This is a genomic window from Sediminicoccus rosea, from assembly GCF_033547095.1.
GTDB classification, from domain to species: domain Bacteria; phylum Pseudomonadota; class Alphaproteobacteria; order Acetobacterales; family Acetobacteraceae; genus Roseococcus; species Roseococcus rosea.
The window spans coordinates 4,100,781-4,122,977 of record NZ_CP137852.1 but is presented as its reverse complement, the minus strand read 5'-3'; the positions used below and the strand labels follow the sequence as shown (position 1 = coordinate 4,122,977).

The following is a 22,197-nucleotide window of genomic DNA, read 5'->3' as shown; positions in this document are numbered from 1 at the left end:
GTCGAGTCAAGACCACTCAGGCGGCTCCGGGAAATCCACGCGCAGGAAGGTGAGGCCCTGGGGCGGTGCGGTCTGGCCGCCCGCCCGGCGGTCCCGCCCGTCCAGCACCGCGCGCGGCCACTCCACCGGGCGGCGGCGCAGCCCCACCTCATGCAGCGTGCCGACGAGGTTGCGGACCTGATGGTGCAGGAAGCTCCTCGCCGAGGCGAGGATCTGCACCTCCTCCCCCACGCGGACCACATCCAGCCGCTCCAGCGTGCGCAGCGGCGATTCCGCCTGGCATGAGGCGGCGCGGTAGGCCGAGAAATCATGCCGGCCGAGCAGGAGCTGCGCCGCCGCGTGCATCGCCCCGGCATCGAGCGGGAGGGGCACATGCCAGACGCGCCCTTCCTCCAGCGCGGGCTTGGCCGCGCGGTTGAGGACGCGATAGCGGTAATGGCGCTGCACCGCCGAGAAGCGCGGCGACCAGCCCTCGGCCGCGAAGGCCGCGCCCCGAATGGCGATGCGATGCGGCCGGGTGTGGAAGTCGAGCGCCGCGCGCAGCCGCACCGGCGGCAATTCGGCGCTGACGGCGAGTTGCACCACCTGCCCCTCGGCATGCACGCCCGCATCGGTGCGGCCGGACGCCGTCGCGAGCGGCGCGACGCCGGCATTGAGGTGGGACGCGGCTTCCTCGATCACCTGCTGCACCGAGAGGCCGTTGGGCTGGCGCTGCCAGCCGACCAGGCCCGTGCCGTCATATTCGACGAGGAGGGCATAGCTCGGCATCAGCCGAGCTGCCGGCAGGGTTGGCGTGGCGGCTGCCGGCCAGGCAAAGGCTTCGGCATCAGCCGAGCTGCGTGCCGGGCGGCAGGGCGTAGCCGCGGAGCAGCGCATCGGCATCCATCGCGGCACGGCCGGGGCGTTGCAGGCGGGTGAGGCGCAGCGCGCCGCTGCCACAGGCGACGACGAGGCCCGGCCCCGGAAGCACCGTGCCCGGCGCGCCGGTGCCTGCCACCGGTTCCGCGGAGAGCACGCGCAGCACCTCGCCCGCATGCTGGAAATAGGCGCCGGGCCAGGGGTTCATCGCACGCACCCGAGCATCGAGCGTGGCGCCTGGCTCGGTCCAGTCCAGCAGTCCATCCGCCTTGGTGAGCTTGGCGGCATAGGTCACGCCTTCCGCCGGCTGCGGCGTTTCGGGCGGCGCTTCCTCCAGCGCGCGCAGGATGAGCCGCGCGCCGATCTCGGCCAGCGCATCGTGCAGTTCGGGCGTGGTGCTGCGGGGCGTGAGCGGCACCGCCTCGCGCAGCAGCATGGGGCCGGTGTCGAGGCCTTCCTCCATGCGCATGATGGTCACGCCGCTCTCGGCATCGCCGTGCAGGATGGCGGCATGGATGGGGGCGGCGCCGCGCCAGCGCGGCAGCAGCGAGGCATGGATGTTCAGGCAGCCGCGCCGCGGAGCCTCGAGCATGGCCGGCGGCAGGATCAACCCATAGGCCGCCACCACCGCCACATCGAGGTCGAGCGCCGCGAAGGCCCCGTGCGCCGCCGGATCCCGCTTCACCCGCGCCGGCGTGCGGACCTCAAGGCCGAGGGCGAGCGCCGCGCGATGCACGGGGCAGGGGGTTTCCTGCTGGCCGCGCCCGGCGGGCTTGGGCGGCTGGGTATAGACGGCACGAATGTCATGCCCGGCCGCGTGCAGCGCGTGAAGGGCAGGGACCGCGAAGTCCGGGCTGCCCATGAACGCGATGCGGAGGGGCCTACCCACCCTCCGCGTCCCGCGCCTTGTTCTTCAGTTCCTTGGCGAGCTTGCGCAGCATCATGTTGCGCTTCAGCGCCGAGAGATGGTCCACGAACAGCACGCCGTTCAGGTGGTCCATCTCGTGCTGCATGCAGACGCCGAGCAGGCCGTCCGCCTCCATCTCCTTGCGCGTACCGTCCAGCTCGCGCCAGCGGATCTTGATGCGCTGCGGCCGCTCCACATCGGCATAGAGGCCGGGCAGGGAGAGGCAGCCCTCCTCGCGCAGGCCCCGCTCCTTGCTCTCGGCGATGATCTCGGGGTTCACCAGCACCATTGGCTCCGGCGTGTCCTTGCCGCCGCAATCCAGCACGAAGAGGCGCAGGTCCGAGCCGACCTGGGGGGCGGCGAGCCCGATGCCGGGCGCGGCATACATCGTGGCCAGCATGCGCGGGGCCAGGGCGCGCACCGCATCGCCGTCGCCCTCGCCCACCGGGCGGCACTTCAGGCGCAGCCGGGGGTCGGGCACCAGCAGGATGGGGAGTTTTTCGTCGCTCATGATGGGCGTGAGGTAGCGCCTGGCCCCCGCACTGGCAACGGACCTTGCAAGCCGGCCCGGGCCGGGCCAAGTCTTGGCCTGTCCGGCGCCGCCACAACGGGGCGCGGGACGGTCCTCGCTCCCGGCAGGAGGCTGCATGTCTCGATCTTCGGTGTTCGGTTCGCCGCTGTTTCTCGGCTTCGACCACCTCGAACAGATGCTCGACCGCGTCCAGAAGAACGCCGAGGGCTATCCGCCCTACAACATCGAGCAGACGGGCGAGGCGCGGCTGCGCATCACCCTGGCCGTCGCCGGCTTCTCGATGGATGACCTGGCCATCACGCAGGAGGACAACCAGCTTGTCATCCGCGGGCGCCAGCGGGACGACTCGGAGGGGCGCATCTTCATCCATCGCGGCATCGCGGCGCGGCAGTTCCAGCGCGCCTTCGTGCTGGCCGAGGGGATCGAGGTGGAGGGCGCCTTCCTGGACAACGGCCTGCTGCACATCGATCTCCAGCGCCCCATGCCGGAGGTGAAGGTCCGCTCCATCCCCATCAGCCGCCAGGGCGCGGGGCCGAGCCGCCCCGTGGTGCAAAGCCGCGTGCGGCGCGAGGAAGAGTAGCCGGCCGCATTGCCCCGGTGTTAGCCTTCCGCCCAACAGCGGGAGGTGATGATGGGCAAGTGGGTCACGGCGGTCTTCGCGGCGGCGATCGGCATTTCGGTGCATGGTCAGGCACAGACGCTCGGCATCGGCTCCGGTGCGCCGGTCACGACGATCGACCCGCATTTCCACAATGTCGGCCCGAACAACGCGCTGACCATGCACATCTTCGACCGGCTGATCGAGCGCGACGGCCGGGCACGGCCGCATCCCTCGCTCGCCACCGCCTGGCGCCCCGTCTCGGACACCATCTGGGAGCTGGAGCTGCGCCAGGGCGTCACCTGGCATGACGGCCGGCCCTTCACGGCGGACGACGTGGTCTTCACCTTCGCCCGCGTGCCCAATGTGCCGAACAGCCCGGGCGGCTTCGGTGGCTTCCTCCGCGCCATCGAGCGCGTCGAGGTGGTGAACCCGCATCTGATCCGCCTGCACACGCGCGCGCCGCATCCGCTCATGCCGCTCGACCTCGCCTCGGTCTCCATCATCGCGCGCCATGCCGCGGAGGGGGCGGCGACGGAGGATTTCAACAGCGGGCGTGCTGCCATCGGCACCGGGCCCTATCGCTTCGTCTCCTTCCGCGCGGGCGACCGCGTGGAGATGACGCGCAACGACGCCTATTTCGGCGGGGCCGAGCCCTGGGCGCGCGTGAGCTACCGCATGCTGCTGAACGATGCCTCGCGCACCGCGGCCCTGCTGGCCGGCGATGTGGACGTGATCGAGCAGATCCCGACCAGCGACCTCGCGCGGCTGCGGCGCGATCCCCGGGTGACGGTGACCGAGATCCCGAGCCTTCGCACCGTCTACATGGCGCCCGACTATTCGCGCGAGGGCGCGCCGCCCGGCGTCACGGACAATGCCGGCCAGCCGCTCGCCGCCAATCCCTTCAAGGATCCGCGGGTGCGGCGCGCGCTCAGCCTTGCCATCAACCGCGACGCGCTGGTCGAGCGCGTGATGGAGGGGGCCGCGCAATCCACCGCGCAATGGCTGCCGCCGGGCGCCTTCGGCTACAACCCGCAGGTCCGCCCCGACCCCTTCGATCCCGATGGCGCGCGCCGCCTGCTGGCCGAGGCAGGCTTCCCGGACGGCTTCCGCCTGACGCTCTCCACCCCCAATGACCGCTGGCCCAATGATGCGCGCCTCGCCCAGGGTGTCGCGCAGATGTGGACGCGCATCGGCGTGCGGACCCAGGTGGATGCGCTGCCCTGGACCGGCTTCGTGCCGCGCCGCGCGCGCATCGAATTCGGCATGCAGATCGGCGCCTGGGGCAGCTCGACCGGCGAGGCGTCGAATTTCCTGGTCAACATCGTCTCGACCCATGACCGGCAGCGCCTGACGGGGGCCAACAACAACGCCCGCTATTCCAACCCGCGCTTCGACGCCTTCACGGCCGAGGCCTCGGCCACCATGGATGATGAGCGGCGCGAGGCGATGTGGCAGGAGGCGGTGAAGATGTTCGCCGAGGAGCGCCCGGTGATCCAGCTCGTGCAGTATCTCAACACCTGGGCGGTGCGGCGCGGGCTGCGCCACGATCCGCGCATGGATGAGCGCACCATCGCCATGGGCGTCCGGCCGCAGTAGCGCGCCTCAGCTCCCGGCCTCCGAGGCCGTGAAGTTCAGCTCGATCCCGACGCCGTCCGGGTCGTGGAAGAAGAGCTGCGTCTGCCCGTCGCGCGGGACCACCATCTCGCGGAAGGGGATGTCGTGCCGCCGCAGCCGCTCGCGCATCTCGGCGAGGCCGGTGGCGCTGAAGGCGATGTGGTCGAGCTGGCCGGTCGGCTGGGTGCGGCGGGCGGGCTTGCCGTCATCGCCCTCGCGCGGGCCGACGAGATGCACGGTGGGGGCACCCGCCGAATACATCCAATGGCCGGGGAAGCCGAGCGGCGGCCGGTCGCCATCGGTCAGCCCCATCACGTCCCGCCAGAAATCCCGCGTGCGCGCGAGGTCCACCGTATAGACGGTGAAGTGATTGAGGGCTCCAAGCGGCATGTGGCGTCACTCCGGGCGGATGCCGGCGCGTTGCAGCACGCCGGCCATGCGGGGGATTTCACGTTCGATCATCGCGCGGAACTCCTCGGGCGAGCTGCCCGCGAGCTCGACGCCCAGCTCCTGCAGGCGCGCGCGGACCTCGGGCTCTGCGAGCGCGGCCACCACCGCGCGATGCACCTGCGCGATCTGCGCGGGCGGCATGGAGGCGGGTGCGAGCATGCCAAGCCAGGCCACCGCGTCGAAGCCGGGATAGCCAAGTTCGGCCACGGTCGGCAGCTCGGGCGCGACCTGCATCCGGGCCGGGGAGGAGACGGCCAGCGCGCGCCAGGCATTGTCACGCACACGCGGCAGGGCGACCACGCCACTCTGGAAGGACATGGTGACGCGGCCGGTGAGCACGTCCTGGATCTGCGCGGCGGGGTCGTTATAGGCGACGCCGGTAAGCTCCAGCCCCGCCATCTGGGCCAGCATCTCGCCGCCGATATGCTGCGAGGTGCCGTTGCCCGCATGGCCGAAGGTGAGGGTGCCGGGCCGCGCGCGGGCGAGCGCCACGAGGTCGGCGAGGCTCTGCACCGGGAGGCTGTTGGCGACGACGAGGATGTTGGCCGTGCGGCCGATCAGGGAGATGGGCGCCAGGTCCCGCCGCGGATCATAGGGCGGGCGGGGCGCCATGCTGACGCGCACGACGATGGCGGCATCGGCCGAGAGCAGCAGCGTGTGCCCATCCGTCGCCCGCACGGCGCGATCCACGCCGATGATCCCGGCCGAGCCGGTGACGTTGGTCACCACCACCGGCTGGCCCCAGGCGGCCTGCAGCCTGGGGGCCAGGATGCGGGCGACGATATCCACCGAGGTGCCCGGGCCGAAGGGCGCGATGATCTGCACCGGCCGGTCCGGCCAGGCCCAGGCGGGCGGGGCCAGCGCGAGGGCGAGCAGCGTGGCGAGCAGGATACGGCGCATGGAGGCTCCCAGATCTCGCGCCGCATGGATGTGCGCGTGGCTGGGAGCCTATCACCCCGCCTGGCAAGAGCGAGAAGAAAGCGGGCGGCTCACTTCGCCGCCGCCATCTCCTTCGCTGCCGGCGCAGCGTCCAGCGCGCCGCCGAACTCGTTGACGTTGTCGAGCTCGGTGCCCATCGGGATGTTGGTCACGCGCTCCAGGATGAATTCCAGCACGACCGGCACCTGATGCTCCTGCATCAGCGCCTTGGCATCGGCAAAGGCCTGCTTGAACTCGTTCGGGCTCTTCACGCGGATCGCCTTGCAGCCCAGGCCCTCGGCCACGGCGACGTGATCCACGCCGTAGCCGGCCAGGTTCTCGTCATGCTCCATGTTGATGTTCTCGAAGGCGAGCGAGACCTCGAAATCCATCTCGAAGCCGCGCTGCGCCTGGCGGATCAGCCCCAGGTAGGAGTTGTTCACCACCACATGCAGGTAGGGCAGCTTGTGCTGGGCGCCCACAGCCAGCTCCTCGATCAGGAACTGGAAGTCGTAGTCGCCCGAGAGGGCCACGATCTCGCGGTCCGGATCGGCGGCGCGCACGCCGAGTGCCGCCGGCAGCGTCCAGCCCAGCGGGCCGGCCTGGCCGCAATTGATCCAGTTGCGCGGGTTGTAGACGCGCAGGTGCTGCGCGCCCGCGATCTGGCTGAGGCCGATGGTGGTGACGTAGCAGGTGTCCCGCCCGAAGGCCTCGTTCATCTCCTGGTAGACGCGCTGCGGCTTGAGCGGCACCTGGTCGTAATGCGTCTCGCGCAGCATGGAGTGCTTGCGCGCGAGGCATTCCGCGGCCCAGGCGCTGCGGTCGCGCAGCTTGCCCGCCGTCTTCCACTCGATCGCCACCTTCACGAAGAGGTCGAGCGCGGCGAAGGCGTCGGAGACGATGCCGTAGTCGGGCGCGAAGACGCGGCCGATCTGCGTGCCCTCGATGTCCACATGGATGAACTTCTTGCCGGCGGTGTACTTGTCCACGCTGCCGGTGTGGCGGTTCGCCCAGCGATTGCCGATGCCGAGCACGAAGTCGGAGGCCAGCATGTTCGCATTGCCGTAGCGGTGGCTGGTCTGCAGGCCGCACATGCCGGCCATCAGGTCATGGTCATCGGGGATGGCGCCCCAGCCCATCAGCGTCGGGATGACGGGGATGCCGGTGATCTCGGCGAATTCCACCAGCTCGGCGCAGGCATCGGCGTTGATGATGCCGCCGCCGGCCACGATCAGCGGGCGCTCCGCCTCGTTCAGCATGGTCAGCGCCTTCTCGATCTGGGCGCGGCTGGCGGCGGGCTTGTAGACGGGGAGCGGCGTGTAGGTCTCGATGTCGAACTCGATCTCGGCGACCTGGACGTCCACCGGCAGATCGATCAGCACCGGGCCCGGGCGGCCGGAGCGCATGAGGTGGAAGGCCTTCTGGAAGGCCATGGGCACGAGGTAGGGCTCCATCACCGTCACCGCCCATTTCGTCACCGGGCCCGCGATGGCGGCGATGTCCACCGCCTGGAAATCCTCCTTCTGCAGCTTGGCGCGCGGCGCCTGGCCGGTGACGCAGAGGATGGGGATGCTGTCGGCCTGGGCGGAGTAGAGGCCGGTGATCATGTCGGTGCCGGCGGGGCCGGAGGTGCCGATGCACAGGCCGATATTGCCGGCCTTGGCGCGGGTATAGCCCTCGGCCATGTGCGAGGCGCCCTCGACGTGGCGCGCCAGGATGTGGCGGATGGAGCCGCGCTTCTTCATCGCGGAATAGAAGGGGTTGATCGCGGCCCCGGGGACACCGAAGGCGCAGTCCACGCCCTCCTTTTCCAGCACGAGAACCGCTGCATCCACTGCGCGCATCTTGGCCATGAGTTCATCCCCTGCGAGGTCGTTGCGACCAGGGAGGAATGACAGCTGCCGCCTTTTGGTGCAATTTTTTCAGAATATTATTTTGCAATGCGGAAAAATAGGTCTAACACACTGAGCCGGAACCGATTAAGGTTTTCCATCGCGCTTGGGGTTTTCCAGATGGCAAAAAATATTTCCGGGGTTGCGAGGCCCGCCGGCGAAAAGCGCTCCCGCGGGCGCCCCCGCGGCACGGCCCAGCCGAGCGAGGCCGCCTCGGTCCAGTCGCTGGATCGCGCCATCGCGCTGATGAAGCTCCTCTCCGCCGGCAACGGCCTCTCGCTCACCGAGATCTCGCAGCAATCGGGCATCGCGGCTTCCACCGCCTACCGCATGCTCACCACGCTGCAGGCGCACGGCATGGTGGAGTTCAACGAGGCGGACCAGCTCTGGTTCATCGGCATCGAGACCTTCCGCATGGGGGCGGGCTTCCTGCGCCGGCGCAAGCTGGCCGAGCAGGGGCGCGCGATCATCCAGGACCTGATGCTGGAATCGGGTGAGACGGCGAACCTGGCGCTGGCCGACGAGGATTGCGTCGTCTTCGTGAGCCAGGTCGAGACGCACGAAGCCATCCGTGCCTTCTTCCGCCCCGGCACGCGCAGCCCGCTGCATGCCTCGGGCATCGGCAAGGCCATCCTCGCCTTCACCGAGGCGCGGCAGCGTGACGCGCTGCTCAAGCGCCTGCCGCTCGAGGTCTTCACGCCCAAGACGCATGCGACGCGCGCGAGCCTGATCGCCGATCTCATCGGCATCCGCGCGCGCGGCTTCTCGGTGGATGACGAGGAGCGCAACCTTGGCATGCGCTGCGTGGCGGCGGCCGTCTTCAACGAATTCGGCGAGCCGGTGGGCGGCGTCTCCATCTCCGGCCCCACGGTGCGGATGGATGACGCGAAGGTCGCCGCCATGGGGCCGCGCGTGCGGAGCGCGGCGGCGGCGCTGACCCAGGCCATGGGCGGCATCCTCCCCGAGGCCGTTCGCGCCGCGTGAATTCTCCTTGCGGCCTCGCGCGATTTCGGGCTGCATTCCGCTCCAAGAAACATCCGGCCGCGGAGCGGCGGAGGGAGGACAGCATGCGTCCCACCAGTCCAGGGGCGGCGCTTGTCGCTGCTTGACGTGCGCGATGTCGTGATGCGCTTCGGCGGCGTCACGGCGGTCGCCGGCGTCTCCTTCGCGGTGGAGGAGCGCCAGATCTGCGGGCTGATCGGGCCCAATGGCGCGGGCAAGACCACGCTCTTCAACATCATCAGCGGGATCTACCGGCCAAGCGAGGGCAGCGTCACCTTCGCGGGCACCAGCACCACGGGCCTGCCGCGCCACGCCATGGCGCCCTTGGGCCTGGGCCGCACCTTCCAGAACCTCGCGCTGTTCCGCAGCATGTCGGTGCGGGAGAATGTGCTGTCGGGTGCCCATTCCCAAGGCCGCGCCGGCTTCCTGGCCCATGCGCTGCGCCTGCCCGCCGCGCGCGAGGAGGACCGCGTGGCCGCCCGCCGCGCCGATGAGCTGCTGGGCCTGCTGTCACTCGAGGATGTGGCGGATGTGCCGGTGGCGGACCTGCCCTTCGGCACGCAGAAGCGCGTCGAGATGGCGCGCGCGCTGATCTCCCAGCCGAGGCTGCTGCTGCTGGACGAGCCGGCGGGCGGCCTCAACCATGGCGAGGTGGATGAGCTCGCGCGGCTGCTGGAGCAGATCCGCGCGAGCTTCGCGCTCTCCATCCTGCTGGTCGAGCATCACATGAGCCTGGTGATGCGGGTCTCGGACAAGGTGGTGGCGCTGGATTTCGGCAAGAAGATCGCCGACGGCACGCCGCATGAGGTGCGCACCAGCCCGGAGGTGATCCGGGCCTATTTGGGTGACGGGCACGACGCGCATGCTGCTTGAGGTGAAGAAGCTGCACGGCGGCTATGGCCCCATCCAGGTGCTGCACGGCCTGGATTTCGTGGTGGAGGAGGGCAGCGTGACCGCGCTGCTCGGCGCCAACGGCGCGGGCAAGACCACCACGCTGCGCGCCGTCTGCGGCATGATCCGCGTGGAAGGGGATGTGATCTTCCAAGGCCGGCGCATCACCGGCATGGCGACGGAGGAGATCGCTCGCCTGGGCGTCGCGCATGTTCCCGATGGGCGGGGCACCTTCATGGAACTCACCGTCGAGGAAAACTTCAAGCTCGGCGCCTATACGCGGCGGGATGCCCAGGTGCAGGCCGATTTCGAGCGCATGTGGGAGTGGTTCCCGCGCCTGAGGCAGCGCTGGAAGCAGCAGGCCGGCACGCTCTCGGGCGGCGAGCAGCAGATGCTCGCCATCGCCCGCGCGCTGCTGATGCGGCCGAAGCTGCTGCTGCTGGACGAGCCCTCCTTCGGCCTCGCGCCGCTCATCGTGCAGGAGATCTTCGGCATCATGCGGCGCATCCGCGAGGAAAGCGGCGTGGGCATCCTTCTGGTCGAGCAGAATGCGAACCTGGCGCTGGAACTCGCCGACCGCGCCTACCTGATCGAGACGGGGCACATCGTGACCTCGGGCCCCGCCGCCGAGATCCGGCAGGACGAGGCCATCCGCCGCGCCTATCTGGGGTATTGAGCATGGACGGATTTGCCCATCAGCTGATCGCCGGCATCGCGACAGGCGGCATCTACGCCTCGGTCGCCCTCGCGCTGGTGATGATCTATCAGGCGACCCATCACGTGAACTTCGCGCAAGGGGAGATGGCGACCCTCTCCACCTTCATCGCGCTGACCATGATCCAGGCCGGGCTGCCCTATTGGGCCGCCTTCTTCGCCACGCTGGTCGTCTCCTTCGTCATCGGCGCGCTGGTGGAGCGCATTCTGATGCGGCCGGTTCAGAACGCACCGGTGCTGACGCATGTGGGGGTCTTCATCGGCATGCTGCTCATCATCAGCAATGCCACGGGTTGGATCTTCGGCCACACCACCAAGGCCTTCCCGACTCCCTTCCAGAGCGACGGGCTGCTCTTCGGCGGCCTCGTCTCCGCGCATGAACTGGGCAGCACGGCGGTGACGCTGGCCGTGCTGATCCTGGTCTATCTCTTCTTCGCGCACACCTCGCTCGGCCTCGCCATGCGTGCCGCCGCCTACAATCCGCGCTCGGCGCGGCTGGTCGGCATCCGCGTCGGCTGGATGCTGGCGCTGGGCTGGGGGCTGGCGGCCGCCATCGGCTCGGTGGCGGGGATGATGGTGGCCCCCGCCGTCTTCCTTGACCCCAACATGATGCTGGGCATCCTGCTCTACGCCTTCGCGGGCGCCCTGCTGGGCGGCATCGACAATCCGAGCGGCGCGGTCATCGGCGGCTTCATGGTGGGCGTTCTGGAGAACCTGGCCGGCGCCTATGTGGTCGGGACGGAGCTCAAGCTCACCGTGGCGCTGGTCATCATCATCGGCGTGCTGGTCGTGCGGCCCTCCGGCCTTTTCGGCCGCGTCGTCTTCAGCCGGGTCTGAGCGGATGCGGCCGCTCCTCCTCGCCGCCGGACTGGTCCTGGCCCTGCTGCCGCTCTGGCTGCTGGAGGGGTTTCACCTCTTCCAGCTCACCCAGGCCGTCATCATGGCGCTCGCCGTGCTCGGGCTGAACATCGTCACCGGCTATAATGGCCAGATCTCGCTGGGGCATGGCGCCTTCTTCGCCGTCGGCGCCTATGCGACGGCCATCCCCATGTCGCTGCTCGACTGGTCCTTCTGGGCGACGCTGCCGGTCTCCGCCCTGGTCTGCGGCGCGGTGGGCTGGGGGGTGGGCTTTCCGGCCTTGCGCCTGGGCGGGCTTTATCTGGCGCTCACCACCTTCGCGCTCGCCGTCGCCGTGCCGCAGATCCTGAAGCACAAGGCCGTCGAGGCTTGGACCGGGGGCGTGCAGGGGCTCTTCCTGCTGAAGCCCGAGGCGCCGGAATGGCTGAAGCTGACGTCCGACCAGTACATGTACCTCGTGGCCCTCATCGTCGCGGGCCTTTGCTACTGGCTTACGGCCAACCTGCTGCGCGGGCGCATCGGCCGCGCCATGATGGCGGTGCGCGACAACCCGACGGCCGCCGAGGCGATGGGCATGGACCTCGCCAGCATCAAGACGCGTACCTTCGCCGTGAGTGCGATCATCACCGGCATTGCGGGTTCGCTCTCGGCCGCGGTGGTGGAGTTCGTGGCGCCGGACAGCTTCACCTTCATCCTCTCCATCAGCCTCTTCGTCGGCATGGTGGTGGGGGGTGTCGGCTCCATCCTGGGCTCGGTCTTTGGCGGGCTCTTCGTGCTCTTCGTGCCCAATCTCGCGGAAGCCATCAGCCGCTCGGCGCCCGGCGTGATCTATGGCGCCATCCTCATCCTCTTCCTCTTCGTCCTGCCGGACGGCGTGGCCGGGCTGGTCCGCCGCCTCACCACCAAGAAACGCGTCATTCCTGGGAGGGAACCATCATGACCACGCGTCGCACGCTTCTCATCGCCTCCGGCGCCACGCTGGCGGCACCCAACATCGCCCCCGCGCAGGAGGCGCCGGGCGTCACCGCGAACGAGATCCGCATCGGCAGCACCAATTCGCTTTCGGGGCCCGCCTCGGCCTATTCGGTCATCTCCACCTGCCTCACGGCGATGTTCCGCCGGCTGAACGAGGAGGGGGGCGTCGCCGGCCGGCGCGTGAACTTCACCGTCTATGACGATGCCTATTCGCCGCCGCGCACGCTGGAGCAGACGCGCCGCCTGGTGGAGCAGGACCGCGTGGCCTTCACCTTCAACCAGCTCGGCACGCCTACCAACAACGCCGTCCATCGCTACATGAACCAGCGCCGCGTGCCGCATCTCTTCCTCGCGACCGGCGCCGACAAATGGGCCAATCCGCGCGAATTCCCCTGGACCATCGGCTGGCAGCCCAGCTACCGCGTCGAGGCGCAGATCTACGCGAAGCACATCCTGGAGACGCGACCCAATGCGCGCATCGCGCTGCTCCATCAGAATGATGATTTCGGGCGGGACTACCTGAACGGCGTGCGCGACGTGCTGGGCGCGCGCTTCAGCTCCATGGTGCGCGTCGCCACCAACGAGGCGACCGACCCGACGGTGGACAGCCAGATCGTCCAGCTCCAGGCGAGCGGCGCGGATGTGCTGATCTGCGGCGTCATCCCGCGCTTCGCCGCGCAGGCGATCCGCCGCGTGCATGACATCGGCTGGCGGCCCATGATGTTCATGACCAATGTCTCCGTCTCGGTCGGCGCCGTGATGGAACCGGCGGGCCGTGAGCGGGGCGTCGGCCTCATCACCTCCGACTACCGCAAGGACCAGAGCGACCCGGCCTGGGCCAATGATCCCGGCATGAACGAATGGCGCGGCTTCATGCAACGCTTCATCCCCGGCGCCGATCTGACCGACAACAACTTCACCTATGGGTACGGCGTCGGCACCACGATGATCCAGGTGCTGCGGCAATGCGGCAACGACTTCAGCCGCGAGAACATCATGCGCCAGGCGACGAACATCGCGCCGATGGACATCGCGACGCTGCTGCCGGGCGTGAAGGTGCAGAGCCAGCCGACCAACTTCAACGTCATCCGGCAGATGCAATTGCAGCGCTGGGATGGCTCCGGCTGGGTGCGCTTCGGCAATGTGATCGAGGGCGCGAACGTCTGACGCGGCGCGCCCTCTGCCGCCCCTTCTGCCGTCGGCTCAGCGCAGGGGGCGGCGGCAGAAAAGGAGCGGGATGATGATGCCCGCCGCCAGTGCGCCGAACAGGTACCAGAGCATGTTCGCCTGCGCCTCCGGCGTGCCGAACTTCTCGAGGAAGATGCAATAGATGACGGTGCAGCCGACGATCCCGAGGCCCAGGAACTTGCCGGCGATCGTCACCTCACGCTGCTCTGTCGTCTCGTCCCGCATGTCTCGCCCCATCTCTTTTGCCTGTTCGATATGGGGCGGGACCTGCCTTTGGGAATGCCCGCGCTAGAAGGTCGCGCGCAGGATCAGCGGCATGGGCGCCATCTTGTCCTGCACCGCGACCACGCCCGGGATGGCCCGCGCCATGATGGCGAGGCCCTGGCGCGTCGCGTCGTTGCGCGCGAAGCCGTGGAAGGTGACGGTCCCCGTCTTCACGGAAGGATAGACCCAGAAGGTGTCCACCCAGGGCTGGGCGCGCATCGCCTTCGCCAGCGCCACCTGGATCGTATGGTCGTCATGCGATTGCTGCGGCGTCACCTCGCCGCGCAGCAGCGCGCGCAGCAGGTCGGCGCGGCTGATGATGCCGACCAGATGGTTGCCCTTCACCACCAGCACGCGGCGGATGTGATGCTGCTCCATGAGCTGCGCGACGCGCTCCACCGATTCCGTCTCGCTGACGGTCAACAGCTCCTTCGTCATCACATCCTGCGCGGTCTTGCCATGCGCCTTGGCGAAGCGCTCGATCAGCGGCGTGGAATCCCCGAAGTGCTGCAGGAACCAGCTGAGCGGGCCGGGCGGGCGATCGGCCAGGCGACGGATCAGGTCGCCCTCGGTGACGACGCCCAGCGGCACGCCCTCCGCATCCACCACCGGCACGGCGGAGATGCCGCGCGCGGCCAGCAGCTCCGCAATGGCCGCGACCGGGGTGTCGGGGGCGATGACCACGGGGTTGGTGGTCATGAGGTCCTTGGATTTCATGCGTGCGTGTCCTTCCGGCGTTGCGCGCCTGTGGCCGTTGCTGCGGCGGCGCGTTGCAATCTGTTTAGGAAATCCGGGCGCCCTCCGCCTTGCGCCGGATCAAGCCGCGCCCTCCCGCGCGCGGCCGCGATGCGATAGGCTCCGCGCAACAAGACGCTGGAGGATGCGTGCCCATGGCCGAAGGCTATTTCCTGGTCCCTGTCGCGTCGGCCCTGCGCCTCGCCGAGGCGGAGGCGGTGCTGGACGGCACGCTCAGCGCGGCGCGCGCGGCGGGGCTGCTGCCGCTCGCCGTCGTCGTGCTGGATGCCGGCGCGCAGCTCGTGGCCTTCAAGCGCGAGGATGGCTGCGGCGTGCTGCGCTTCGAGATCGCGCGCGGCAAGGCGCAGGCGGCCCTTGGCATGGGCATCGGCAGCCGCGTCGTGCGCGACCGGCTGAAGGAGCGGGTGGCCTTCCAGGCCGCCATCGCCGCCGCCAGCGACGGGCGGTTCATTCCCGTGCCCGGCGGCGTACTCATTCTGAATGCGGCGGGCGAGGCGATCGGCGCCGTGGGCGTCTCGGGCGATGCCTCCGACCGGGACGAATACGCCGCGATCATGGGCATCCGCGCGGCCGGCCTTGGCGCGCATCCGGATGAGCCGGCGCCGGGCTGGCGGGAGGCCGGGCTGTGAAGCGCCGCGCCCTCCTCGCCGCCACGCTCGCCACGCCCGCGCTCGCGCAGAACTGGCCGGACCGGCCCTTGCGGATGATCGTGCCCTTCCCGCCGGGCGGCGCGACCGACGTGTTCGCCCGCCGCCTCGCCGCCCGCCTCCCGGGCGAGCTCGGCCAGCCCGTGGTGATCGAGAACCGCACGGGGGCCGCAGGCGCCATCGGCACGCTGGAGGCGGCGCGCGCGCGCCCCGACGGGCAGACGCTGCTCTTTGGCACCGCCAGCACCCTCGGCCTCTACCCGCTGCTGGCCGAGCGCCCGCAATTCGACCCGCTGCGCGATTTCCTGCCCGTCGCCATCCCGGGGGCCGCCACCGTCGCCTTCGTGGTGCGGCCGGGCGTGGCGGACAGCCTGCCCGCCCTGGTCGCCGCCGCGCGCGCGCGGCCCGGCGCGCTGCGCTATGGCTCACCCGGCACCGGCAGCTACCTCCACATGTCCTTCGAGCTGTTCAAGCGCGAAGCCGGCGTGAACATCGAGCACGTCCCCTATCGCGGCAGCGCGCCCGCCATGGCGGATCTGCTGGGTGGCCACCTGGATGCCTTGACCGACACGGTCGCCACCACGCTGGAGCAGCACCGCGCCGGCCGCGCCCGCATGCTGGCCGTGGCCTCCACCGCGCGCAGCCCGCTCGTGCCCGAGGTGCCGACGGTGGCCGAGGCGCTGGGCCTCGCCGGCTTCGAGGCCGCCGTCTGGCTCGCCGTCATGCTGCCCGCGGGCACGCCCGAGCCGATCCGCGCGCGGCTGGCCGCGGCCATCACCGCCACGCTGGCCGTCGCCGAGTTCCGCGCCGAGCTGGAGGCGGCGGGCTTCGAGGTGGGGGGGCGCTTGTCGCCCGACCAGAGCCGCGACTACATCGCCGCCGAACAGGCAAAGTGGCGGCCCATCGTGGCCGCCACCGGCGCCCGACTGGAATAGGGGGAAACATGAACCGCATCACACGCCGCGCCGTCCTCGGCGCCACCCTGGCCGCGCCCGCCATCGCGCAAGCGCAAACCTGGCCCTCGGGCAGCATCCGCATCGTCGTGCCCTTCGCGCCGGGCGGCAGCACGGATGCGGTGGCGCGCCTCGCGGCACCTGGCCTCTCGCAGCGCCTCGGCGTGCCGGTGGTCATCGAGAACCGCAGCGGTGCGGCCGGCTCGCTCGGCACGCAGGTGGTGGCGACGGCGCGGCCCGACGGCCAGACCTGGCTGCTGACCTTCGATAGCCACGCGACGCTGCCCGCCCTGCTGCCCAACCTGCCCTTCAACCTGACCCGGGATCTCGATCCCGTCATGCTGATCGGCGGCGCGCCCTACGTCATCGCGACGCGGCCGGACAAGCCCTATCGCAGCCTGGCCGATGTGGTGGCCGCCGCCCGCGCCCGCCCCGATGGGGTGAGCTACGGCAGCACCGGCAATGGCACGATCGGCCACCTGACGATGATCCTGCTCGGCTCGCGGGCCAATATCCGCATGGCGCATGTGCCCTATCGTGGCGGCGGCCTCGCCGTGAACGACACGGTGGCCGGGCATGTCGAGATGATGATCGGCAGCGCGGCCGTGGTCGCGCCGCACATCGCGGGCGGCACGCTGCGCCCCATCGTGCAGTTCGGACCTGAGCGCCTGCCCGCGCTCGCCCAGGTGCCGACCGCCGTCGAGGGAGGCTTCGCCGGGCTGGAGGCGGAGGCCTGGTGGGGCGTCTTCGCGCCGCATGGCACGCCGGACGCCATCCAGGCGCGCATGTTCACGGCCCTCAAGGAATCCTTCCAGGAGGAACGCGTGAACCGCACCATGACGGAAACCCAGCAGGCCCGCGTGGTGCTGGGCGACAAGGCGATGTTCGGCCCCTTCCTCGATCGGCAGATCGCCCAATGGGGCGGCCTGGTGCGCGAATTCCGCATCCAGGCTGACTGAGGAACGGGCATCTCCGCCGCCGCGACACGCGGCGGCGCGCAGATTGTGCTTTCGTGGCGTTCCGCGCCGTGGTCCGATCCCCCCTCTTTCGGGAGATGGAACATGATGCTCACCCGACGCCACGCGCTGGCGGCCTCCGCCCTGCTGCCCGTCACCGTGCAAGCCCAGGGTTCGGGCGTGCCCGGCTGGCCGGCGCGGCCCATCCGCATGCTGGTGGGCTTTCCGCCGGGCGGCCTGCCCGACATCTATGCCCGCATGCTGGCCGACCGGCTGGGGCCCGTGCTGGGCCAGCCCGTCGTGGTCGAGAACCGCATCGGCGGCGGCGGCACGCTGGCCAATGAACAGACCGCCCGTGCCGATGACGCGCACACCTTCCTCTCCACCTCCATCTCGATGACGGCGGGTGCCGCGCTGCGGGCCGGGCGGCTCAACTACGACGTGCTGCGGGACTTCGCGCCGATCAGCGCCATTTCCGTCGTCGCCAACGGGATTTTCGTCCACCCTTCGGTGCCGGTGAACACGATCGCGGAGCTGATCGCCCTGGCCAAGGCGCAGCCGGGACGGCTGAATTGCGGCTCGCCGGGCAATGGCACCTCGGGCCATGTGACGCAGGAGTATTTCAAGCTGCGCGCGGGCATCGAGATGGTGCACGTCCCCTTCCGCGGATCGGCGCCGCTCGTCGTGGATTTCCTGGGCGGGCAGGTCGGCGTCGTGATCGACAACGTGCCGCTCTACCTGCCGCATGTGCGCGAGGGGCGGATCAAGCTGCTCGCCGTCACCACGCCGCAGCGCTGGCCCTTCACCCCCGACGTGCCGACGCTGGCCGAGACGGTGCTGCCCGGCTTCGACGTGCGCGCCTGGTTCGGCTTCGTGGCGCCCGCCCGCACGCCCGAGCCGGTGCTGGAGGCGCTGAACCGCCTGACGCAGGCCATGCTGCGCGACCCCGTGATCGGCGAGCGCATCCGCGCGGCGGGCGCCGAGCCCGCGCCGATGAGCCGTGCCGAATACGCCGCCTTCCTGCGCGAGGACATGGCGCGCTGGACCGAGGTGGTCCGGCTCTCGGGCGCCACGGCGGATTGATGCTTACCTTGCGTTAAGCATCGGTCGCTCATCCTCCGGCCAAACCCGGAGCCCAGGATGAGCATCCAGCATCACGCGGCGGTGAACGAGACCGTCTATCACTTCGCCCGCGGCTATCTCGACCGGCTGGGCTGGTTCGCCAGCCTGGACGGCACCCCGCGCGACCATGCGGGCTATGTGCCCTACATCACCTATCCGGCGCTGCGGCAGCTCGCGCGCCTGGTCCGCCCGGAGTTCCGTGTCTTCGAATATGGCTGCGGTGGTTCCTCGCTCTGGTGGGCGGCACGGGTGGCCGAGGTCATCTCCGTCGAGCATGACGCGGGCTGGGCTGGGCGCGTGGCCGCCGTGGGGCCCGGTCACCTGAACATCATCACGCGCGAGCGCGGCGCGGCGCTGCCCGCGAAGCAGCGCGCGCTGCTCAAGCGCTTCCTCGCCACCGCGCCCGACCTGCCCGTCAGCCATGATGACGGCCACAACGTCATGCATGGCCTCCTCACCGAGGATTTCGCCGCCTATGCCACCGAGATCGAGGCGCATGGGCCCGGGCGCTTCGACGTGATCGTGGTGGATGGCATGGCCCGCTGTTTCGCCGCCTGGCTGGCGCCCCGCCACCTCAAGCCGGGGGGCTTCCTGGTCTTCGACAATGCCGATCGCTGGCAATACAACGCCGCCTATCGCTTCCTGCGGGAGCAGGGCTTCCACCGCATCGATTTCTACGGCCCGGGCCCCGTCAACAAGATCGAATGGTGCACCGCCATCTTCACCCGCGACCTCGCGGCGTTCTCCGAAAATGTGGAGCGCGCGAAAGGCGAGGGCGACCTCGGCTGGTAGCCTTGCCCTGGGCCGGATCGGGGCCTAATCCATCGGGCAAGGAGACGCCCCATGGACCAAGCCCTGATTTCCGCCGACCCCCATGCCGAGATCCGCGAGGAGGTCCGCAAGCTCTGCGCCCGCTTCCCCGGTGAATACTGGCGCGAACTCGATGCCCGCCGCGGCTACCCCACGGAATTCGTGACGGCCCTGACCGAGGCCGGCTATCTCGGCGCCCTCATCCCCGAGGAATTCGGCGGCGCCGGCCTGCCGCTCTCCGCGGCGGCCGCGATCCTGGAGACGATCCACGCCGAGGGCTGCAATGGCGCGGCCTGCCACGCGCAGATGTACATCATGGGCACCATCCTCAAGCATGGCAGCCCCGAGCAGAAGCAGCGCTACCTCCCCGGCATCGCCGAGGGCACGCTGCGCCTGCAGGCCTTCGGCGTGACCGAGCCGACCAGCGGCACGGACACGACCAACCTGCGCACCACCGCCGTGCGCCAGGGCGACAAGTACATCGTGAACGGCCAGAAGATCTGGACCAGCCGCGCCGAGCACAGCGACCTGATGCTGCTGCTCGCCCGCACCACGCCCAAGGACCAGGTGCAGAAGAAGACCGACGGCCTCTCCACCTTCATCGTGGACATGCGGGCGGCCTTGGGGAACGGCCTGACCATCCGGCCCATCCGCACGATGATGAACCACAATTCCTGCGAGGTCTTCTTCGACAACATGGAGGTTCCGGCGGAGAACCTCGTCGGCGTCGAGGGCAAGGGCTTCCGATACATCCTGGACGGCATGAACGCCGAGCGCCTGCTGATCGCCTCCGAGAGCATCGGCGACGCCAAGTGGTTCACCAACCGCTCGGTCGCCTATGCGAAGGAGCGCGTGCTCTTCGGCCGGCCGATCGGCCAGAACCAGGGCGTGCAATTCCCGATCGCCAAGGCCTATGCCCAGATGCGCGCGGCGGAAGCCCTGCTGCACAAGGGTCTGGAGAAGTTCGAGGCTGGGCTGCCCTGCGGCGAAGAGGCGAACACCGCCAAGATGCTGGCCGCCGACGCCGCCTGGGCCGCGGCCGAAGCCTGCGTGCAGACCCATGGCGGCTTCGGCTTCGCCGAGGAATATGACGTGGAGCGCAAGTTCCGCGAGGCGCGCCTCTACCAGGTGGCGCCGATCAGCACGAACCTCATCCTGAGCTATATCGGCGAGCATGTGCTGGGCATGCCGCGGAGCTATTGAACGCCCTCAGGCGCCGGGCGCGCGCTCCGCGCGCTTGGCTTCGCGCCGCGTAGCATGCGCGACTTGGAAGGTCCGCCTGGGCGCGGCGGCCGCTGTGCGGCCGCATTCTTGTGGGGCGGCGTTCGTACTGGACGCGCCGCTCTGCGCTGACGGGGCAGGGGCGCGGCAGCGCTACACCGCCGCCGTCACCACGATCTCCACCAGATCCGCGCCCTCCAGCGCCACGCCCAGGCAGGCGCGCTGCGGCGGGTTCGCCATGTCCACCCATTCGTCCCAGGCCTGGTTCAGCTCGCCCTTGCGGGACATGTCGGCCAGATAGACCATCGCCGTGATGATCTTCGCCTTGCTGGTCCCGGCATCGGCCAGGTTCTGGTCGATCGCCGCCAGCGCCAGCCGCGCCTGCTCCAGCATCGAGGCGGACTTCACCGGCGAGGTCGCGACGGTGGTGACGATGCCATTGTGGATCACGGCGCGGCTGCGGCTGGCCACCTTGCCGGGAATGCGGGTGATCATGCGGGGCTGGCCTTCTTTCGTGTCGGTTTCGCGGGTCGGTCGGCGGCTTCCAGCGCGCGCTGCGCGGCGATGAAGTCCGGCCCGCAGGAGAGCTTCTGCGCCAGTGCGCCACCTGGCTCCACCACGCGCCAGAAGGGCGAGACGGCGGCCGGCGCCTCGCCCGCCGCCACGCGCTCCAGCGCGGATTCGGCCACGATCCGCAGGAAGATCGCGGTCGAGGTCGGGCAGGTGGCCTCGGCCTTGTTCTTCTTCGCCAGCGCATCGCGCATCGCCGCCACATCCTTCGTCCGCCCGGCCGGGATGGCGCGCAGATAGGCGTCGATCACCTTGGGCGAGGCGATGAAGAGCCGCGCACCTTCCGGGATGCCGGCGAAGGGCTTGTCCAGCACCGTCACCCGGGCGGGCTTGGCGGCGCGATACTTCTCCCCCCAGGAGGCGGTCATGGCGCGGGGCGCTGCGAAATGGGCATGGTCGTGGTTCCTCGATCATCGCCCGCCGCGCGGGATGGCTCGGCATGGCGGGAAGCTTAACCTTTTGGCCCGGCAGTGGCAGTCTCACCGCACTATGGGGCCATCCGGCGGCGCCGGAAAGCAGGGAGGGGCCATGCCACGCCTGACACGTCGCGCCATGCTGGCGGGTCTCGCCCTCGCCGCCGCCCGCCCCGCGTGCGCGGCCGAGCCCGTCACCCTGCTGATCCCCTTCGCCCCGGGCGGCGCGACCGACCGCCTCGGCCGCCTCATCGCGCCCGTCCTCGCCCAGCGGCTGGGCGCCCCGGTCACGGTGGAGGTGATGGCAGGCGAGAGCGGCCAGCGGGCGATGCGCAACCTGCTGGCGCGGCCCGCCGATGGCCGCACGCTCATCATCGGCAATCCCGGCCTCTTCGCCTTCAACCCGCACCTCTTCGCCGATCTCGCCTATGACCCGCTGGCCGATCTCGCCCCCATCGGGCTGATCGGCACCAATGCCATGGTGCTGCTGGCCAGCGCCGCCTCCGGCATCACCGACGCCGCGACCCTGCGCCGCCGGGCGCAGGCGGGGCCGCTGTCCATCGGCAGCGCGGGGCGGGGCAGCGCGCTGTTCATCGGCGGCGTCATGCTGATGCGCGCGCTGGGCGATGGCGGCGAGCTCGTCACCTATGCGGGCGGCGGCCCCGCCCTCGATGACCTCCAGGCCGGGCTGCTCGACGTGATGGTGGACCAGGCCATCACCGCCATCCCCGCGACGCATCTCGGCGCCCGCGCCATCGCGGTGCTGCACCCGCACCGCCTGCCCGAGCTCGCCACCGTGCCGACCGCGGCCGAGGCCGGCCTCGCGCTCCCCAACCTCGCCATCTGGAACATGCTCGCGCTGCGCGCCGGCACGCCCGCGGACGTCATCGAACATCTGGCCCGGGCCTTGGAGGCCGCGCTTGGTGATGAGATGCTGGCCCGCGGCCTCGCCGCCGATTCCGTCATCACGCCCGAGGGCACGGAGCACGGGCCGGTGGCGGCCGCCGCCTTGATCCGCGCCGAGCACGCCCGCTGGGGCGCCTTCATCCGCACGGCGCGCATGCCATGACAAGACTTTGAAATGA

Annotated in this window: 25 protein-coding genes; 15 read left to right on the top strand and 10 right to left on the bottom strand. The window is 70.1% G+C overall.

Going from position 1 to position 22,197, the window contains the following annotated elements; all coding sequences use genetic code 11:
* Positions 1–6: 6 nt before the first annotated feature.
* The 3 genes from truA to def are packed head-to-tail and all read right to left on the bottom strand — an operon-like array spanning position 7 to position 2,276.
* Positions 7–768, bottom strand: coding sequence for a tRNA pseudouridine(38-40) synthase TruA (gene truA, locus R9Z33_RS19840; protein ID WP_318648293.1), 762 nt, complete (start codon positions 766–768; stop codon positions 7–9).
* 58 nt (positions 769–826) lie between these two features.
* On the bottom strand, positions 827–1,747 hold the full coding sequence (gene fmt, locus R9Z33_RS19835) for a methionyl-tRNA formyltransferase (RefSeq protein WP_404830618.1): 921 nt from the start codon (positions 1,745–1,747) through the stop codon (positions 827–829).
* The gene (gene def, locus R9Z33_RS19830; protein ID WP_318648292.1) at positions 1,740–2,276 is read right to left on the bottom strand and encodes a peptide deformylase; all 537 of its coding nucleotides are present in this window, start codon (positions 2,274–2,276) and stop codon (positions 1,740–1,742) included. Before def ends, fmt begins: the two co-directional genes overlap by 8 nt.
* A 136-nt stretch (positions 2,277–2,412) precedes the next feature.
* On the opposite strand from def, the gene R9Z33_RS19825 reads away from it, so the two are divergent.
* Both R9Z33_RS19825 and R9Z33_RS19820 read left to right on the top strand, forming a co-directional pair.
* A complete protein-coding gene (locus tag R9Z33_RS19825; protein WP_318648291.1) occupies positions 2,413–2,877 on the top strand; it encodes an Hsp20 family protein in 465 nt (154 codons plus the stop codon).
* Between the two features lie 51 nt (positions 2,878–2,928).
* On the top strand, positions 2,929–4,494 hold the full coding sequence (locus R9Z33_RS19820) for an ABC transporter substrate-binding protein (protein ID WP_318648290.1): 1,566 nt from the start codon (positions 2,929–2,931) through the stop codon (positions 4,492–4,494).
* Between the two features lie 6 nt (positions 4,495–4,500).
* On the opposite strand, the gene R9Z33_RS19815 is transcribed toward R9Z33_RS19820, so the two are convergent.
* The 3 genes from R9Z33_RS19815 to gcl all read right to left on the bottom strand — a co-directional run bounded on the left by R9Z33_RS19815 (position 4,501) and on the right by gcl (position 7,733).
* The gene (locus R9Z33_RS19815; protein WP_318648289.1) at positions 4,501–4,902 is read right to left on the bottom strand and encodes a VOC family protein; all 402 of its coding nucleotides are present in this window, start codon (positions 4,900–4,902) and stop codon (positions 4,501–4,503) included.
* Positions 4,903–4,908: 6 nt separating this feature from the next.
* Complete coding sequence (locus R9Z33_RS19810) at positions 4,909–5,862, bottom strand: Bug family tripartite tricarboxylate transporter substrate binding protein (RefSeq protein ID WP_318648288.1); 954 nt, start codon at positions 5,860–5,862, stop codon at positions 4,909–4,911.
* A gap of 89 nt (positions 5,863–5,951) precedes the next feature.
* On the bottom strand, positions 5,952–7,733 hold the full coding sequence (gcl, locus tag R9Z33_RS19805; protein ID WP_318648287.1) for a glyoxylate carboligase: 1,782 nt from the start codon (positions 7,731–7,733) through the stop codon (positions 5,952–5,954).
* 159 nt (positions 7,734–7,892) lie between these two features.
* Here gcl and bhcR point away from each other — a divergent pair, with 159 nt between their 5' ends.
* The 6 genes from bhcR to R9Z33_RS19775 all read left to right on the top strand — a co-directional run bounded on the left by bhcR (position 7,893) and on the right by R9Z33_RS19775 (position 13,379).
* Positions 7,893–8,756 carry an HTH-type transcriptional regulator BhcR gene (bhcR, locus tag R9Z33_RS19800; protein WP_318648286.1) on the top strand — a complete coding sequence of 288 codons (864 nt, stop codon included), beginning with the start codon at positions 7,893–7,895 and terminating at the stop codon, positions 8,754–8,756.
* 111 nt (positions 8,757–8,867) lie between these two features.
* On the top strand, positions 8,868–9,647 hold the full coding sequence (locus tag R9Z33_RS19795; protein WP_318648285.1) for an ABC transporter ATP-binding protein: 780 nt from the start codon (positions 8,868–8,870) through the stop codon (positions 9,645–9,647).
* A complete protein-coding gene (locus R9Z33_RS19790) occupies positions 9,637–10,341 on the top strand; it encodes an ABC transporter ATP-binding protein (RefSeq protein WP_318648284.1) in 705 nt (234 codons plus the stop codon). Before R9Z33_RS19795 ends, R9Z33_RS19790 begins: the two co-directional genes overlap by 11 nt.
* A gap of 2 nt (positions 10,342–10,343) precedes the next feature.
* A complete protein-coding gene (locus R9Z33_RS19785; RefSeq protein ID WP_318648283.1) occupies positions 10,344–11,216 on the top strand; it encodes a branched-chain amino acid ABC transporter permease in 873 nt (290 codons plus the stop codon).
* Positions 11,217–11,220: 4 nt separating this feature from the next.
* On the top strand, positions 11,221–12,177 hold the full coding sequence (locus R9Z33_RS19780) for a branched-chain amino acid ABC transporter permease (protein ID WP_318648282.1): 957 nt from the start codon (positions 11,221–11,223) through the stop codon (positions 12,175–12,177).
* The gene (locus R9Z33_RS19775) at positions 12,174–13,379 is read left to right on the top strand and encodes an ABC transporter substrate-binding protein (RefSeq protein ID WP_318648281.1); all 1,206 of its coding nucleotides are present in this window, start codon (positions 12,174–12,176) and stop codon (positions 13,377–13,379) included. Before R9Z33_RS19780 ends, R9Z33_RS19775 begins: the two co-directional genes overlap by 4 nt.
* 36 nt (positions 13,380–13,415) lie before the next feature.
* On the opposite strand, the gene R9Z33_RS19770 is transcribed toward R9Z33_RS19775, so the two are convergent.
* Together R9Z33_RS19770 and R9Z33_RS19765 are read right to left on the bottom strand one after the other, a co-directional pair.
* Positions 13,416–13,625 carry a hypothetical protein gene (locus tag R9Z33_RS19770; protein ID WP_318648280.1) on the bottom strand — a complete coding sequence of 70 codons (210 nt, stop codon included), beginning with the start codon at positions 13,623–13,625 and terminating at the stop codon, positions 13,416–13,418.
* Between the two features lie 63 nt (positions 13,626–13,688).
* Complete coding sequence (locus R9Z33_RS19765; RefSeq protein ID WP_318648279.1) at positions 13,689–14,381, bottom strand: CBS domain-containing protein; 693 nt, start codon at positions 14,379–14,381, stop codon at positions 13,689–13,691.
* 173 nt (positions 14,382–14,554) lie between these two features.
* Here R9Z33_RS19765 and R9Z33_RS19760 point away from each other — a divergent pair, with 173 nt between their 5' ends.
* From R9Z33_RS19760 to R9Z33_RS19735, 6 genes are all read left to right on the top strand, one after another.
* The gene (locus R9Z33_RS19760; protein ID WP_318648278.1) at positions 14,555–15,049 is read left to right on the top strand and encodes a GlcG/HbpS family heme-binding protein; all 495 of its coding nucleotides are present in this window, start codon (positions 14,555–14,557) and stop codon (positions 15,047–15,049) included.
* Positions 15,046–16,002, top strand: a complete 957-nt coding sequence (locus R9Z33_RS19755) for a Bug family tripartite tricarboxylate transporter substrate binding protein (RefSeq protein WP_318648277.1) — start codon at positions 15,046–15,048, stop codon at positions 16,000–16,002. Before R9Z33_RS19760 ends, R9Z33_RS19755 begins: the two co-directional genes overlap by 4 nt.
* Before the next feature lie 8 nt (positions 16,003–16,010).
* Positions 16,011–16,979 (top strand): Bug family tripartite tricarboxylate transporter substrate binding protein, encoded by a 969-nt coding sequence (locus R9Z33_RS19750; protein ID WP_318648276.1) that lies wholly within the window; start codon positions 16,011–16,013, stop codon positions 16,977–16,979.
* A 102-nt stretch (positions 16,980–17,081) separates the two neighbouring features.
* On the top strand, positions 17,082–18,059 hold the full coding sequence (locus R9Z33_RS19745; RefSeq protein WP_318648275.1) for a Bug family tripartite tricarboxylate transporter substrate binding protein: 978 nt from the start codon (positions 17,082–17,084) through the stop codon (positions 18,057–18,059).
* 57 nt (positions 18,060–18,116) lie between these two features.
* Positions 18,117–18,890 (top strand): O-methyltransferase, encoded by a 774-nt coding sequence (locus R9Z33_RS19740; RefSeq protein WP_318648274.1) that lies wholly within the window; start codon positions 18,117–18,119, stop codon positions 18,888–18,890.
* Positions 18,891–18,941: 51 nt separating this feature from the next.
* Positions 18,942–20,111 (top strand): acyl-CoA dehydrogenase family protein, encoded by a 1,170-nt coding sequence (locus R9Z33_RS19735; RefSeq protein WP_318648273.1) that lies wholly within the window; start codon positions 18,942–18,944, stop codon positions 20,109–20,111.
* 171 nt (positions 20,112–20,282) lie between these two features.
* On the opposite strand, the gene R9Z33_RS19730 is transcribed toward R9Z33_RS19735, so the two are convergent.
* Positions 20,283–20,624, bottom strand: coding sequence for a RidA family protein (locus R9Z33_RS19730; RefSeq protein WP_318648272.1), 342 nt, complete (start codon positions 20,622–20,624; stop codon positions 20,283–20,285).
* Positions 20,621–21,067 carry a hypothetical protein gene (locus R9Z33_RS19725; protein WP_318648271.1) on the bottom strand — a complete coding sequence of 149 codons (447 nt, stop codon included), beginning with the start codon at positions 21,065–21,067 and terminating at the stop codon, positions 20,621–20,623. The genes R9Z33_RS19730 and R9Z33_RS19725 overlap by 4 nt, the downstream gene beginning before the upstream one ends.
* A 160-nt stretch (positions 21,068–21,227) precedes the next feature.
* Here R9Z33_RS19725 and R9Z33_RS19720 point away from each other — a divergent pair, with 160 nt between their 5' ends.
* Positions 21,228–22,181, top strand: coding sequence for a Bug family tripartite tricarboxylate transporter substrate binding protein (locus R9Z33_RS19720; protein WP_318648270.1), 954 nt, complete (start codon positions 21,228–21,230; stop codon positions 22,179–22,181).
* The last annotated feature ends 16 nt before the right edge of the window (positions 22,182–22,197 follow it).